Origin of the sequence: Amycolatopsis nivea (assembly GCF_004522235.1) — a bacterium.
Classification (GTDB): domain Bacteria; phylum Actinomycetota; class Actinomycetes; order Mycobacteriales; family Pseudonocardiaceae; genus Amycolatopsis; species Amycolatopsis nivea.
The window spans coordinates 131997-146558 of the sequence record NZ_SDLT01000019.1 but is presented as its reverse complement, the minus strand read 5'-3'; the positions used below and the strand labels follow the sequence as shown (position 1 = coordinate 146558).

Annotated in this window: 11 protein-coding genes; 9 read left to right on the top strand and 2 right to left on the bottom strand. The window is 69.2% G+C overall.

What is annotated here, in order from left to right; all coding sequences use genetic code 11:
• Nucleotides 1-499: 499 nt before the first annotated feature.
• The 4 genes from EIZ44_RS22785 (at nucleotide 500) to EIZ44_RS22770 (ending at nucleotide 6048) form a co-directional block, all read left to right on the top strand.
• Entirely contained in the window at nucleotides 500-3661 is a 3162-nt protein-coding gene (locus tag EIZ44_RS22785; protein ID WP_134731097.1) for a DEAD/DEAH box helicase, read from the top strand.
• Between the two features lie 305 nt (nucleotides 3662-3966).
• The gene (locus EIZ44_RS22780; RefSeq protein ID WP_134731095.1) at nucleotides 3967-4527 is read left to right on the top strand and encodes a hemerythrin domain-containing protein; all 561 of its coding nucleotides are present in this window, start codon (nucleotides 3967-3969) and stop codon (nucleotides 4525-4527) included.
• A 3-nt stretch (nucleotides 4528-4530) separates the two neighbouring features.
• A complete protein-coding gene (locus EIZ44_RS22775) occupies nucleotides 4531-5802 on the top strand; it encodes an ATP-grasp domain-containing protein (RefSeq protein ID WP_134731093.1) in 1272 nt (423 codons plus the stop codon).
• Nucleotides 5803-5817: 15 nt separating this feature from the next.
• On the top strand, nucleotides 5818-6048 hold the full coding sequence (locus EIZ44_RS22770) for a DUF2188 domain-containing protein (RefSeq protein WP_037813164.1): 231 nt from the start codon (nucleotides 5818-5820) through the stop codon (nucleotides 6046-6048).
• A gap of 85 nt (nucleotides 6049-6133) precedes the next feature.
• On the opposite strand, the gene EIZ44_RS22765 is transcribed toward EIZ44_RS22770, so the two are convergent.
• Nucleotides 6134-7024, bottom strand: coding sequence for an alpha/beta hydrolase fold domain-containing protein (locus EIZ44_RS22765; RefSeq protein WP_134731091.1), 891 nt, complete (start codon nucleotides 7022-7024; stop codon nucleotides 6134-6136).
• Nucleotides 7025-7096: 72 nt separating this feature from the next.
• Between EIZ44_RS22765 and EIZ44_RS22760 the strand changes: the two genes are divergently transcribed.
• On the top strand, nucleotides 7097-9127 hold the full coding sequence (locus EIZ44_RS22760) for a CocE/NonD family hydrolase (RefSeq protein WP_134731089.1): 2031 nt from the start codon (nucleotides 7097-7099) through the stop codon (nucleotides 9125-9127).
• 4 nt (nucleotides 9128-9131) lie between these two features.
• Here the strand turns inward: EIZ44_RS22760 and EIZ44_RS22755 are convergent, their stop codons facing one another.
• Nucleotides 9132-11516 carry a molybdopterin oxidoreductase family protein gene (locus EIZ44_RS22755; RefSeq protein WP_134731087.1) on the bottom strand — a complete coding sequence of 795 codons (2385 nt, stop codon included), beginning with the start codon at nucleotides 11514-11516 and terminating at the stop codon, nucleotides 9132-9134.
• A 107-nt stretch (nucleotides 11517-11623) separates the two neighbouring features.
• Between EIZ44_RS22755 and EIZ44_RS22750 the strand changes: the two genes are divergently transcribed.
• The 4 genes from EIZ44_RS22750 to EIZ44_RS22740 all read left to right on the top strand — a co-directional run bounded on the left by EIZ44_RS22750 (nucleotide 11624) and on the right by EIZ44_RS22740 (nucleotide 14535).
• Nucleotides 11624-12073: a hypothetical protein gene (locus EIZ44_RS22750; protein WP_134731086.1), complete on the top strand. Its 450-nt coding sequence runs from the start codon at nucleotides 11624-11626 to the stop codon at nucleotides 12071-12073.
• A gap of 82 nt (nucleotides 12074-12155) precedes the next feature.
• Nucleotides 12156-12332, top strand: coding sequence for a hypothetical protein (locus tag EIZ44_RS44820; protein WP_167754245.1), 177 nt, complete (start codon nucleotides 12156-12158; stop codon nucleotides 12330-12332).
• A gap of 59 nt (nucleotides 12333-12391) precedes the next feature.
• A complete protein-coding gene (locus EIZ44_RS22745; RefSeq protein WP_134731084.1) occupies nucleotides 12392-13324 on the top strand; it encodes a glycosyltransferase in 933 nt (310 codons plus the stop codon).
• The gene (locus EIZ44_RS22740) at nucleotides 13324-14535 is read left to right on the top strand and encodes a glycosyltransferase (RefSeq protein ID WP_134731082.1); all 1212 of its coding nucleotides are present in this window, start codon (nucleotides 13324-13326) and stop codon (nucleotides 14533-14535) included. The genes EIZ44_RS22745 and EIZ44_RS22740 overlap by 1 nt, the downstream gene beginning before the upstream one ends.
• Nucleotides 14536-14562 lie beyond the last annotated feature (27 nt).

Below are 14562 nucleotides of genomic sequence, written 5' to 3'. Positions count from 1 at the left end.
GGTGTTGCCGCGCCCACTCTCGGGACACGGGCTCCAGCACGCCGGCTTCTGTGCTCGACTCGGCCGCCAACGACGCATTCGCAGCGAGCGCTTGATCCACCGCGTGCTCAGTCCAGCGGGCGAGCTCCGGAGCGGGCTCGGCTCTCCGGTTCCACTTCCGCAGCGCGGCGTCGAGTGGAAGCTGGTCGAATTCGACGAAGTCGAGCACTGTCTTCACCGAGGACATCGCCGACGGTCTGGCTGCGGTCCGCGCCGACCCTCTGGCGATCCGCTCCGGGCATCTGTGCGTGATCCCGCGAACTTCCCATGAATGAATTCGAACCAATGTTCGAGCATTGCTGGGTTCCCGATTTTCGGCCGAACTCGTCATTTCCTTGTCCTCCCCTGACCTGGAACCGGACGGGGCGCCTCGCCGATTCCGCAGTCAGTCCGCACGCTATCGTGAGTCGCCCGCAGATCGCCAGCATGCTTTCAGGCCGGAAGCCAGGAGGAAACCCGGATGGTCGAGGCACCCTCTTTCCGCGGCTTGTTCATCGGCCTCGACCACTACCGCGACCCCGCATTCGGCGAGCTGCGTTTCGCCCGCCGGGATGCGGAGGTGCTGTACGCGCTGTTCCGCGACACCTTCGGTGACGACAGTGCCACGCTAGTGACCGACGCCGAGGCGACGAAGGCCAGAATGTGGACAGAAATGGGACGGTTGGCACGCGAGTCGACGGACTCGGACGTCGTGCTCGTCTCCTTCTCCGGACACGGCACTCCGACGCGCGAACTTGCCACTCACGATGCCGACGGGGAACGCCTCGCCGAGACCGCGGTGCCGCTCGCGGAGTTCGCCCGGCTGGTCGACCGAATCCCGGCCCGCTTGCTGATCGTGGTGCTCGACTGCTGCTTCTCCGGCGGTGCGTGGAACGAGCGCCTCACCGACGCGACGGCCGTCGGGCACCAGCCCAAGTCGCTCCGGCTGCCCCCGGACGAGTGGGTCGCTCGGACCTCGGGCGGCCAGGATCGGATGGATCTCGTCCGTGGGCGCGGAAAGGTCATCCTGGCCGCGTCCGGAGCGGACGAGCGTGCCTATGAAAAAGCAGAATTCGGGCACGGCGTGCTGACGCATCATTTCCTCGAAGCGTTGCTGGGCCGGCACGGGACCGCGGACGGCGACCGAGTCTCGGTGCTCAAGCTGGTGGACCGCGTGCTGCAGGGAGTGGTGTCACATCGGAACGGTATCCTCGGCGTCCGGCAGAATGCCGGGTTCGAAGGGTCGATCGGTGACGCCTACCTGCCGGTCTTCACTCCAGGAGAGCAGTACGAGGAGCTCGGGGGAGTAGCCCCGCGGCGTGCTGCTCCCGCGTTGTCCTCGCTCGAATCGCACGGAATCTCCGCCCCGTTCATCGAGCTGTGGCGGGACCAGGTCGGCATGCTCAACGAAGTGCAGCTCGCCGCCGTCAACGCCGCTGGGATCCTCCGCGGCGAATCGGCATTGGTGAGCGCGCCGACCGGAAGCGGCAAAACGCTGGTCGGCGAGATGGCCGGGATAGCCGCCAAGCACGCGGGGAAGCGGACAGTTTTCCTTTTACCTACCCGGGCGCTGGTCAATGAGCAATACGACCGGTTCCGGGATCAGTACGGATCGCGCGGGGTCGCCGTGATCCGGGCGACCGGGGACCTGCGCGACCATCTTCCACAATTCGTCCGGGGCAAGTACGACTTCGCCGTGCTGACCTACGAGAAGTTCACCGGTCTGGTGGCCGCCGACCCGGGGCTTCTGTCCCGGGTCGGGCTCGTGGTCGTCGACGAGATCCACGCGCTTTTCGATCCGAATCGAGGCCCCGGGCTGGAGGCCTTCTTCACGCGGTTGCGGGCACGCCGGAGCGGGAGCACGTCGCCGCAGCTGATCGGATTGTCCGCTGTGCTCGGCGACCCGGAGGGCCTCGCCGACTGGCTGGGCGTGACACCGGTGGTGAGCACCTACCGGGCGACGCCGCTCGTGGAGGGAGTTCTCGGGCCAGACGGCCGACTGCGGGGCAGCCGGGTCGCTGCCGGCGTCGTGTCCGATGTGGACGAACCAGCGTGGCTGGATCCGCCGGTGTCCGAGTCCCGCGAGGAACTGCTGATCAGCGTTGTCTCCGCGTTGGTGGCCGAGAGGCGTCAAGTGATTGTCTTCCGCGGCACCCGGGAGAGCGTGCGGTCGACGGCGGCACGATTGGCTCGAACGGCGTCATCGCTGCCTGCGGACGAAGAGATCGCTGCGCTGCCTCGCGGCGATGCCGGGGTCTTGCACGATCATCTTGTGCAGTGCCTGAGCGGTGGCGTGGCGTTTCACCTCGCGGATCTGTCCGACGCGCAGCGCCGGGTGATCGAAACTTCGTTTCGTCGCCGGGACAGCGCTATCCGGGTAGTCGTCGCGACCACGACGCTGGCGCAAGGCTTGAACCTGCCCGCCGACGTCGTCCTGATCAACGAGCTGAAACATCCGACGGATGTCGCCTACTCGGTGGCCGAGTACAAGAACATGGCAGGCCGAGCGGGACGGGCCGGGCACGGCTCGGGCGAAGGGCGAGCGGTCATCCTGACCGAAGGCGGCGCCGACTCCGAAGAAAAACTCCGGCGGTATGTGCGAGCCTCGCCCGAGCCAGGCCGATCTGTCCTTCTCGACGCCCGGATCGACCTCGCGACGCTCGTGGTCACTGCGCTTGCGGCAGAGACTGCAGAACACGGTCACGCCGACGAGGACGCGGTGGTGGACTTCCTCCGCCGTACGCTTGCGTACCGCCAGGGGCGCATGGCGGGTCGAGCGGAGGTGTTTCCGCCGACGCGCGTGCAGCAGGTGGTTTCGCATCTCGTCGATCGCGGTTTCGTCCGGCGGAGCGCGGACGCTCTCGTGCTGAGCCGGCTGGGCGAGATAGTCGTTCGGAGCGGGATCTCCACCGCATCGGTGACCGCAATCGCCGATGCGCTCCGGGAGGTGCCCGCCGGCGAGGTCAAGAGGCCGGCGTTGTTGTGCGCGGCGCAGCTCGCCGAAGAACTTCAGGACGTCCGATTCGCGGTCTCCTCCAGAGGCCGGCCGGCCGCCGTTGAGGAGATGCGTGCCTGGCTGGCAGCTGCAGGCGCGCCGGCCACGATAGTCCAGCGGCTTTTCTCTCTTCCCGCCGAGCGGGCGCACGCGGCTGCCAGACGCGCGATAGCGTCGGTTCTGTGGATTCGGGGAAGCGGTTTGCCTGACATCGAACGTGCTCTCCAAGCAACGTTGCCACAGCAAAGGCGAAATGATCCTGGCCCGGTCATCCAGGCTATGCGCCGGGCGGCGGGAGTGACAGGCGCGGTCATCGAGATCGCGGAGTGCGTCGTGCCGGGCGAGAGGTTCGGCGACCTTCCCGACATCCTTCCGGCGCAAATCGAGTTCGGCGTGATTGCCGGTCATGTGCCGATCGCGAAGTGGGCCGAGCCCGAGCTGCCGCGGGACGTGTTCGTTGCGTTGCGCAAAGCTGGACTGGTTACGGTCGCAGCCGTTGGCGAAGCTGATGACCAGGAAGGGATCAGGTGCCTCGGCGGGAACTCCGTGCTATGGCAGGCCGTGCGCGCGGCTGTCGGCGCGGCCGAAGCGGAAGCGGCCGAGCCACGGTTGTTCGACGTCGCGTCACCGACCGAAGAACCTGTCTGACAACGCAACCGTGCTGACTGCTCGGAACTGTCCGTGAGTCTGCGCCCGCAGCCTTTCTGACGTTTTGCGGCAATGATCCCGGCTATCTTGTTGGGGATCGTGATGCCGGAACACCTTCGGTCGGGCTAGCCGAAGCTGACGAGACAGCGGGCTTTGGCGGCTCGCGTGTCGGGGGATTCGGCAGTGTAAGGTGCCAGGCCGTCTGCCAGGAGGACACGGTCTTTCTGTGCCTCTGCTGGATGGTTCGGTGGTTGTTCGGCGGCGCAACGGGTAACCGGTGGGTTCCCGACACCCGAGGAGGCAGCATGGCCGCACCCACCCGAACCGACCTGATCACCGTGATCACCGACGACCACCGCGACGTCGAGCGGGTGTTCGCCGAGCTCGAGAGCGAACCCGAGGCGGGGAACCGGAAAGACGTGGTCGACCACGTGATCGCCGAGCTGGTCCGGCATTCGGTCGCCGAAGAGCAGCTCATGTACCCGGCCGCGCGCAAGCACCTCGACAACGGCGACGAGATCGCCGACCACGAGATCGAGGAGCACGCCGAGGCCGAAAAAGTGATGAAGCGGCTCGAGCGTAAGAACCCCGGCGAACCGGAGTACGAGGAGCTGCTCGGCAAGCTCATCGCCGACGTCCGCCACCACATCAGGGACGAGGAGAACGACCTGCTCCCGCGGCTGCGCGAGGCGTGTTCGGCCGAGGAGCTGGACCAGCTGGGCGAGCGGGTGCTGGCGGCGAAGAAGATCGCGCCGACCAGGCCGCATCCGCACGCGCCGAGCAAGCCGCCTGCGAACCTGGTCCTCGCGCCGGGAGCGGCGTTCGTCGACAAGATCCGCGACGCGCTGACGGGACGGAAGAGCTGAACCATGACTGACGACGTGTTCGTGCTCGGTCTTGACGAGGAGAACGAGCGCATCCTGAAAAGACTCCCGTCCGCGGCCGGGCTGCGGTTCCGCCCGTTGCTCAGCCCGGACGAGCTGCAGCACGGCGAGATCGACTTCCCGGACCTGATGAAGAAGGCCCGCCAGCAGCTGGACGATTTCGACGGCGAACCCGCCGCGATCGTGACCTATTGGGACTTCCCGGCCGCCACCATGGCGCCGCTGCTGTGCGAGGAACGCGGCCTCCCGCACGTGCCGCTCCCCGCGGTGCTCAAATGCGAGCACAAGTACTGGAGCAGGCTCGAACAGCGGAAGGTGATCGACGAACTGCCGCCGTTCGGCATCGTCGACCTGGACGGGGAGCCGCGGCCGCCGTCCGGGGTGGACTTCCCGATGTGGCTGAAGCCGGTCAAGGGGTTCTCGTCGGAACTGGCGTTTCACGTGCGGGACATGCAGGGCTTCGCGGAAGCCGTCGAGGAACTGCGGGAGGGTGTCGGACGGGTCGGGGACCCGTTCGAGGACGTGTTGCGCCAGGTCGATCTCCCGCCGGAAATCGCCGAGGTCGGCGGGGCCGCGTGCCTGGCCGAATCCGAACTGCACGGGGTGCAGGCGGCGGTCGAGGGGTACGTCTGGAAGGGCGAGGTGCGTCTCTACGCCGCGCTGGATTCGGTCGATTTCCCTGGCCGGTCTTCGTTTTTGCGACATCAGTACCCGTCGCAGCTGCCGGACGAGACCGTCCGGCGGATGTTCGACATCGCCGAGCGCGTGATGCGCCAGGTCGGTTTCGAGAACGGCACGTTCAGCATCGAGTTCTTCTGCGACCGGCAGTCCGGCCAGGTGTGCCTGCTGGAGATCAACCCGCGGCACTCGCAGTCGCACGCGGAGCTGTTCGAGCTGGTCGACGGCGTGGCCAACCACGAAATCATGCTCCGGCTGGGACTCGGCCAGGACCCGCAGTTCCCGCGCGGCCGCGGACAGTACCACATCGCCGGGCGCTGCTACCTGCGCCGCTTCGACGGCGACGCGGTCGTCACGCGGATCCCGACGCAGGACGAGATCGCCGCCCTGTGTCAGGAACTCGGCGGCACGACGATCTCGATCACGCCGGAGGAAGGCCAGCGGCTGTCGGAACTGCCGGAGCAGGACAGCTACTCCTTCGAGCTGGCGGAACTGATCATCGGCGCGGACACCGAGGACGAACTCGAGGCGAAGTACGCGAAGTGCGAGGAACGGCTGCGCTTCGAGTTCGAGGACTGAACAGGAGGGCAGCGGGTGGACGGGGACGTCGAGACGCTGTATGAGGGCTCGCTGTGGAAGAACCGCGTGGTGGGGCACGTGCGGGCGGCGAACACGTCGAAGTCCCGCGCGGAAGCGGTGAAGACGGGGCGGCATATGGCGAAGGCTCGGCGGTCTGTCCACATTGTCCGGGCGGAGGACGGGACGGTGGCAAGCCGCGACGACTACCGGACGAGTCGTCGCGGCGTGCCGCTGCCGCCGGAGTGAGCCTCGCGGCAGGGTGCCGGTGGGCAGGCGGAACGGGTCGAGTCCGGCGAGGTCCGCGCGGGCCGGTGCTGCCGCCGGAGAGACCCTACCGACGGAGGATGCGCTCGATGTGGTTCCGCGCCTGGCGGCCTTCGGGAATCTGCTGCATGAGCCAGTTGTGGAACATGCCGGGGTATTCGGCATAGTCGACGTCGATCCCGGCGTCGCGGGCGCGGGAAGCGAAGCGGCGGGCGTCCGGGAGGAGGACGTCGCGGGTGCCGATGAACAGGCTGAACGGGCCGAGTCCGGTCAGGTCCGCGTACAGCGGGCTGATCCGCGGATCGTGCCGGTCGGTGCCTTCGGCGTACATCTCGCCCGCCTCGCGCAGGCCGGTGATGCCGAGCATCGGGTCGTGTTCGTCCAGGACGACCGAAATCGGGTCTTCCAGGGTCACGTCCAGCCACGGCGAGATCAGGATCGTCTGTTTCGGCTGCGGGCGGCCCTCCTCCCGGAGCCGCTGCGCGACCGCCAGTGCGAGCGCGGCGCCGGCGGAATCCCCGGACAGGACGGTGTTTTCCGCCGGCTCCGCACCGAGTGTCTGCTCGAACGCGGCCTGCACCATGGGAATCGTCTCGGCGTTGCTGTGCCGCGGGACGAGCGGGTAGATCGGCAGCGTGACCGTGCAGCCGAGCCGGCGCACCAGGTCGGCGGCGAATTCCCAGTGGTGTGATTCGATTTCCTCGACGTAACCGCCGCCGTGCAGGTGGAAGACATGCAGCCCGGCCTTCGCGCGCGGCCGCACGGTCCAGCACGCGAAGCCGTGCACCTCGCGGTGTTCGAGGTCGTAGTGCTTGCGCAGCTTCCTCGGCGGCCGGGCTTGCGACGGCCGCTGGTGGCGGTGCAGGCGCTGGTGCAGCACGCGGGCGTTGTCGTAAAAGGCTTTCTGCCGCGTCGCGCGCAGGTACGCCTGATACAGCTGGGCTTTCATGCTGATCATGCGCACCGGGTACCCGTTTTCCCGCCGCGGGCAACCCCGTTTCGGGCGCGCCGGGCCGGGTACCCGGCAGGCATGATCACGCGCGCTCTTCCCTCGCTGCCGTACGAGATCATGGAGGACGAGGACGTCCGGATCCCGGTTTCGGACGGCACCCGGCTGGCGGCGCGGATCTGGCGGCCCGCCGGATCGGAATCGCTGCCTGTGCCGGGGATCGTCGAGTACATCCCGTACCGCAAGCGAGACTTGACCTCCGTCCGCGACTCGATCCACCATCCCTACCTGGCCGGGCACGGCTACGCCTGCGTGCGCGTCGACCTGCGCGGCTCCGGGGAATCCGAGGGCGTGCTCGCGGACGAGTATCTGGAACAGGAACAACAGGACGCCGAGGACGTGCTCGCCTGGCTCGCCGACCGGCCGTGGTGCGACGGGCGCACCGGCATGATGGGCATTTCCTGGGGCGGGTTCGCCGCGCTGCAGGCCGCGGCGCGGAAACCGCCGAGCCTCGGCGCGATCGTCATCTCCTCGTTCACCGACGACCGGTTCGCCGACGACATGCACTACATGGGCGGCTGCCTGCTGTCGGACAACATCGCCGAGTCCGGGACGATGTTCGGCGAGGCGACGATGCCGCCCGACCCGGCGCTGGTGGGGGACCGCTGGCGCGACATGTGGCGGGAACGGCTGGAAAACTGCAGCCTGTGGGCCGAACAGTGGCTGCGGCATCAGCGCCGCGACAGCTACTGGCGGCACGCTTCGGTTTCCGAGGACTACTCCGGGGTGCAGTGCCCGGTGCTCGCGTCCAGCGGCTGGGCCGACGGCTATTCCAACGCGGTCACCCGGCTGCTGGCGCATCTCGACGTGCCGTGCCGCGGGCTGATCGGGCCGTGGTCGCACAAGTACCCGCACCTCGGCGAACCCGGCCCCGCGATCGGTTACCTGCAGGAAGTCCTGCGCTGGTGGGACCACTGGCTGAAGGACGTCGACAACGGCGTCATGGACGGCCCGGTCCTGCGCACGTGGATGCAGGAGAGCGTGCCGCCGTCGACGTCCTATGAGGACCGTCCCGGACGCTGGGTCGGGGAGGCGGAATGGCCTTCGCCGCACGTCCGGCCGACGGAGTACGCCCTCGCGCCGCATCGGCTCGCTCAACCCGGCGAGTCGGTGGCCGAGGAGTCGCTGAGTGTCGCGTCGCCGTTGTCGGTGGGGCAGTTCGCCGGGAAATGGGCGTCGTACAGCGCGCCGCCGGATCTGCCGTACGACCAGCGCGAGGAGGACGGCGGTTCGCTCGTGTTCGACACGGACGTGCTTGTCGAGCGGTGCGAAATCCTTGGTGCGCCTCGGGTACGGCTGCGGGTCTCGGCGGACCAGCCCGTGGCGATGGTGGCCGCGCGGCTGTCGGACGTCGCGCCGGACGGCCGGGCGACGCGGGTGACGTACGGCCTGCTGAACCTCACGCACCGGGACGGCCACGAGGAACCGGAACCGCTTGCGCCGGGCGAAGAGTACACAGTGGACTTTGAACTGAACGGGGTGGCGCAAGCGTTTCCGGCCGGGCACCGGATCCGGCTCGCACTGTCCACTTCGTACTGGCCGCTCGCGTGGCCGCCGCCGAAACCGGTGACGCTCACCGTGCGGACCGGCGCGAGCGCGCTGACCCTGCCGGTGCGGCCGACCGGCGAACCGGACGAGGTCGCCCCGGACGAGTTCGGCGAGCCGGAAGGAACGCCGCCGTTGCCGACCACGCAGGTGAGCCGTCCGGAGCAGAAGTGGACGGTGTCGCGGGACCTGGTCGACTACCGCTCCGCGCTGGACGTGGTGAAGAACTCCGGCACGATCCGGTACGACGACATCGATCTGGAGATCACCCGTGATGTGCATGAGTGTTACTCGTGGGTGGCGGACGATTTCTGTTCTCCGGTGGCGGAGACGTCGTGGACGGTGACGTTCGAGCGGGGGGAGTGGCTGGTGCGGACGGAGACGTATACGCGGGTGAGTTGCACGCCGGAGGAGTTCGTGATCGACGCGCAGCTGGACGGGTACGAGGGGGATCGGCGGTTGGTGTCGCGGAATTGGCATCGCCGGGTGCCGCGGGATCTGCTGTGAGCGGCTAGTCGACGAGCTGTTCGGACACCGCCCGGTTGCCGAGCGCGATGGTTTCCCTCGGGGTCTCGTCGGAGATCTTGCGCAGCGCCGCGGCGGCTGTCTTGAACAGCGGCTGCTTCGACACCGGATCCCACGCCGTGATGGTCAGTTCGTTGGCCGCACGGACGCCGTCCGCGCCGGTCGGGTCGGCGGTGTCCCAGTAGCCGTAGTGGAAGGGCAGGAACAGCACTCCGCCGCGGATCCCGCACGGGCGCGCTTTGGCACGGACGCGGCCGCGCGGGGTGCGGATCTCGAGCAGGTCGCCCTCGGTGATTCCGGCGCGTTCGGCGTCCTGGCGGGACAGTTCGGCCCAGACTTCCGGGGCGGCGGTCTCCAGTTGCGGTGCGCGGCCGGTCTTCGTGCGCGTGTGGAAGTGGTACAGCGTCCGCCCGGTGATCAGCGCGAACGGGTAGTCGGTGCTCGGCGGTTCCTCCGGTACCAGGTACTCGGCGGGCTTGAGCATGGCTTTGCCGTCCGGGTTGTACTCCCGGTATTCCTCCGGGCTGATCGGCTCGCCGGTGTGCAGGTCTTTGCCGTATTCCTCGCAGTAGTCGGGATCGGCGAAGAATTTGCCGTCCGCGTAAAGGCGTTCGGTGCCGTCCGGATGGGCTTCGTCGACCGGCCACTGGACGCCGCTGACCAAGCGGAGCTTCTCGTAGGACAGTCCACTGTAGTCACAGGGTCGCCCGGCGGACGCCTTTTGCCAAGCCGCGTAGGCAGATTCCGAGTCGTGCCAGGGCGGGAAGACCGCGCCGTCGCGGTCGCGCAGGTTCATCCGGCGGGCGTAGTCGAGGAAGACGTCGAGGTCTGGGCGTGCTTGTCCGGGCGGGTTGACTGCTTTTTCGGACAGATGCACGGTGCGGTCGGCGTTCGTGAAGGTCCCGGTTTTCTCGCCCCATATCGCCGCGGGCAGCACCACGTCGGCGAATTCCGTGGTTTCCGTGCGGAACGCGTCCTGCACGACGAGGAAAAGGCTGTCCTGGCCCAGGATCTTCCGGACCCGCGCGAGTTCGGGCAGCGACACTGCGGGGTTGGTCGCGGAGATCCACCAGAACCGCAGGTCGCCGCTCTCGGCGAGGTCGAGCATCTTCATCAGGTGGGTCGGCGGGCCGTCGTGCGGGATCTGCTCCATCGGCACGTTCCACAGTTCGGCCAGCTGAGCGATGTGCGCGTCGTTGTTCCAGTTCCGGAACCCGGTGAGATCGCCGTTGGCGCCGCATTCGCGGGTGTTCTCCGCGCTCGGCTGGCCGTTCATCTGCAAGACGCCGCAGCCTGGTTTGCCCAGCATTCCGCGCAGCAGCACCAGGTTGTTCACCTGCACCGCGGCAGCGGTCGCCTGGTTCGATTGGTAAAACCCTTGCAGCACAGTGCACAGCAACCGGTCAGTCGTCCCGACCAGTCTCGCCGCGGAACGGATTTCATCGGCAGGCACCCCGCAGATCGACGCGGCGCGCTCGGGCGGATAGTCGCGGACGACCTTGAGGAGATCGTCGTAACCGACGGTGTGCTTGCCGATCCACGCCTCGTCGCACCAGCCGTGCAGGATGACCTCGTGCAGGATTCCGTTCATCAGCGCGACATTCGTCCCGGGCAGCGGAGCCAGATGCAGCTCGGCGGCTTCCGCGACCGGCGTCTGCCGCGGGTCGACGCACAGCAGCCGCGGTGGTCGCGGACCGGCGAGCCGGTCGAGGATGCGGGACCACAGCACCGGTTGCGTCGCGGCGACGTTGTGTCCGAACAGGGCGATGACATCGGCGTGGTCGATGTCGGTGTAGGAGGACGGCTGGCCATCGCAGCCGAAGCTTTCCTTCAGCGATTCGCCCGCGGTCGCGGTGCACAACCGGGTGTTGCCATCGAGGTGGTTCGTGCCGAGCGCGCCGCGGGCGATCGCGGCCAGCGTGTAGTACTCCTCGGCGAAAAGCTGTCCGCTGGTGTAGAAGCCGAGCGAGGTGGGGCCTTCGGTGTCGAGCAGTGCGCGGCTGCGCTGGACGATCCGGTCCATCGCTTCGTCCCACGTGGATTCGCGGAGCACCCCGTTGTCGCGCACCAGCGGAGTAAGCAGCCGGTCCGGTGCGTTGTTGGCCTGCCAGCCGAAGAGGTCCTTGGGGTCGAGCCGGCCGTGGTTGACGCGGTCGTCGGCCCGGCCGCGGACGCCGGCGATCCGGCCGTCCTTCACCGCGATGTCGAGACCGTCGCCGTTGGAATGCAGGACCGCGGCGGTGCGGACCCAGCGGTCGACGTCGCCCGGCTCGAGCCCGTCGGCGAGGTGGCAGTCGACCCGCACCGGCCAGTCCTCGCCCGGACCGTACGGCGTGCGCGTGCCCCATGGTTCGGCGATTCCGTCCCGCACCCTGTCTCCCTCTCTCGCCCGACCCGCGCGGGTACCCCGGAAGGCGGCGGCCAAACCCCCGGGTTTCGCGCGCGTCCCCTCGGGTACGCGACCGGGAGGAGGCGCTGATGACTGAACGGATGCTCGTAGTCCTGGACGAAGCCGCGAAGGCCGAGGTCCCGCCCGGCTGGGGGCAGGCGGCACCCGACCACCGGATTGTGCCCTGTCCTCCGGGCCGGGCTTCCGTGCTGCTCAGAGAGGCCGCTGGCGCCAAACCGCTGGCCGATGTGCTGGCGGGCGGCCAGCTAGTGCCGGTCGCGTTGCGGCTGGCGGAACGGTACCCGGAGGCGGTGCGGTCGGTCCTGCTTGTCGGGCCGGACCCGGAGGGCGACGGCCGCGAGTCCCGCGACTGGTTCGCCGCGCACGGCACGCACGTCGCCTCGGCCCGCGAGGCCGGGGTCGAGGTCGAGGTGCTCCCGCACGGCCCGGCCGGCGCTCCGCTGACCGAACCGCGGGTGGCCGCGGCGGTGACGGCGACGCTGGACCGGCTCCCCGCGGTGCGCCGCCCGGACTGGTGACCTGTGGGTGCCCGGCGACGCGCCGAGCCAGGCCTGGCGCGGCAACCACGGACGGCTGGTTCAAGACAGTGCTGGAGGCGGCATGACTGACGAACGTCACCGGGAACCGGAACAAGAGGCGGCGAACCCGCGCCGCACCGAGGTCGACGAGGAGAAGGTGCCCCGGCGGCCGGAGCCGGAGAGCCCGCTGGAGGACGAGGAGGGCCGCTCGAAGCGCGGCCATCCCCAGCTGGGCGACAATTTCCGCGGCGAGAGCTGACCGGGGTACCCCGCGCATCCCTCGTTTAACGTCGAATCCGCGCGGATAAGCCAGGGCGCATGAGGATCTTGCTCTGGCACGTCCACGGGTCGTGGACCGACGCGTTCGTCCGCGGGCGGCACGAGTACTTCGTCCCCGCGAGCCCCGAGGGCGCGCCGTGGGGGCTGGGCCTGGCGGGGCGGGACTGGCCGCAGGTGACCGAGGTCCCGGTCGACCGGCTCGCGGACGCCCGGCCGGACGTGGTCGTGCTCCAGCGGCCGGAGGAAGCCGCGTTCGTCCGGCCGCAGCTGGGCTCGCGGGTGCCGATGGTGTACGTCGAGCACAACGCGCCACGGCACGGCGCGGCGGTGTCCCGGCATCCGATGGCGGGTCAGGACGAGGTACCGATCGTGCACGTCACCTCGTACAACGCGCTCATGTGGGACAACGGGATCGCGCCGGTGGTCGTCATCCCGCACGGCATCCCGGACCCGGGCGAGCGCTACACCGGCGAGCTGCCCGCGGGCGCGGCGATGATCAACGAACCGCGCCGCCGCGCCCGGGTGACCGGGGCCGATCTGCTGCCCGCGTTCCGCGAAATCGCGCCGGTGAACGTGTTCGGCATGGGCACCGACGGGCTGCCCGGCGGACAGGGCGACGTGCGTCCGCCGCGGCTGCACGACGAGCTCGCCCGGCACCGCGTGTATCTGCACACGGCGCGCTGGACGTCGCTCGGCCTGTCGATGCTGGAAGCGATGCACCTGGGCATGCCGATCGTCGCGGTCGCCTCCACCGAAGCCCCGGCGGCGGTGCCCCCGGACGCCGGGGTGTGTTCCGCCGACATCGAGGTGCTCGCGCGGAGGTTCCGCGAACTCGTGCACGAACCCGATTTCGCCGTGCTGGCCGGGAAAGCGGCCCGCGAGCACGCGCTGGCGCACTTCGGTCTCGACGCGTTCCTGGCGCGCTGGGACCGCCTGCTCACCGAAACCGCCCCCGCTGCGGAAGGAGTCTGATGAGGATCTCGATGGTGTCCGAACACGCCAGTCCGCTCGCCGCGCTGGGGGAGGCGGACGCGGGCGGGCAGAACGTCCATGTGGCGGGGCTTTCCGCGGCGCTCGTGCGCGGCGGTCACGAGGTGACTGTCTACACGCGACGCGACGACCCGGACGCGCCCGCCGCGGTGGAGACCCCGGCCGGTTACCGCGTGGTGCACGTACCGGCCGGTCCGGCGCGCCGGTTGCCGAAAGACGAACTTTTGCCGCACATGGGGGAATTCGGCAGCTGGCTGCGCGATCGGTGGACGGAGGAGCCGCCGGACGTGGCACACGCGCACTTCTGGATGTCCGGGGTGGCCACGGTGCTCGCCGCGCGCGAGGCCAAGGTGCCGACAGTGCAGACGTTTCACGCGCTGGGCGTGGTGAAGCGGCGGCACCAGGGCGACGCCGACACGAGCCCGCCGGACCGGATGCGGCTGGAGCGGATGGTCGGCAAACAGGTCGACCGGATCGTCGCGACCTGCTCGGACGAGGTGTTCGAACTGGCGCGGCAAGGGGTTCCGCGGCAGCGGATTTCGGTGGTGCCGTGCGGGGTCGACCTGGACCGGTTCGGGGTCGGCGGCCCGGTGGTGCCGCGGACCGCGCCGAAGCGGCTGGTCTCGGTCGGGAGGCTGGTGCCGCGCAAGGGGTTCGACCTGGCGATCGCCGCGTTGCCGCGGGTGCCGGAGACCGAGCTGGTGATCGCGGGCGGACCGGCGTCCGGGGCGCTTGCCCGCGACCCGGAGGCACGGCGGCTGCGGCGGCTGGCGGAGCGGCTCGGGGTGGCTGACCGGGTGCAGCTGGCAGGTCAGGTGAGCCGCGCTGAGATGCCAGCCCTGCTGCGTTCGGCGGACGCGGTGCTGTGCACGCCTTGGTACGAGCCGTTCGGGATCGTCCCGCTGGAAGCGATGGCGTGCGGGGTGCCGGTGGTGGCCGCCGCGGTCGGCGGTCTGACGGACACCGTGGTGGACGGGATCACCGGACGCTTGGTGCCGCCGCGCGACCCGACCCGGCTGGCGGCTCGGTTGCGGGCGTTGCTGGACGAGCCCGCAGAACTGGAGGCGCTGGGCACCGCGGGACAGGAGCGGGTCCGGGCGCGGTATTCGTGGGACCGGATCGCCGCGGAAACCGTGCGCGCGTACGAAAAAGCCATGCCGGTCAGCGAGTCCGACTGGGCCGCCGTGCGTTGACCACTGTCCGTGAAGGACTCCTTGAGG

Coding starts and splice junctions, on each gene's coding strand:
- EIZ44_RS22785 (WP_134731097.1), top strand. CDS start 500: ATGGTCGAGGCACCCTCTTTCCGCGGCTTGTTCATCGGCCTCGACCAC.
- EIZ44_RS22780 (WP_134731095.1), top strand. CDS start 3,967: ATGGCCGCACCCACCCGAACCGACCTGATCACCGTGATCACCGACGAC.
- EIZ44_RS22775 (WP_134731093.1), top strand. CDS start 4,531: ATGACTGACGACGTGTTCGTGCTCGGTCTTGACGAGGAGAACGAGCGC.
- EIZ44_RS22765 (WP_134731091.1), bottom strand. CDS start 7,024: ATGATCAGCATGAAAGCCCAGCTGTATCAGGCGTACCTGCGCGCGACG.
- EIZ44_RS22760 (WP_134731089.1), top strand. CDS start 7,097: ATGATCACGCGCGCTCTTCCCTCGCTGCCGTACGAGATCATGGAGGAC.
- EIZ44_RS22750 (WP_134731086.1), top strand. CDS start 11,624: ATGACTGAACGGATGCTCGTAGTCCTGGACGAAGCCGCGAAGGCCGAG.
- EIZ44_RS44820 (WP_167754245.1), top strand. CDS start 12,156: ATGACTGACGAACGTCACCGGGAACCGGAACAAGAGGCGGCGAACCCG.
- EIZ44_RS22745 (WP_134731084.1), top strand. CDS start 12,392: ATGAGGATCTTGCTCTGGCACGTCCACGGGTCGTGGACCGACGCGTTC.
- EIZ44_RS22740 (WP_134731082.1), top strand. CDS start 13,324: ATGAGGATCTCGATGGTGTCCGAACACGCCAGTCCGCTCGCCGCGCTG.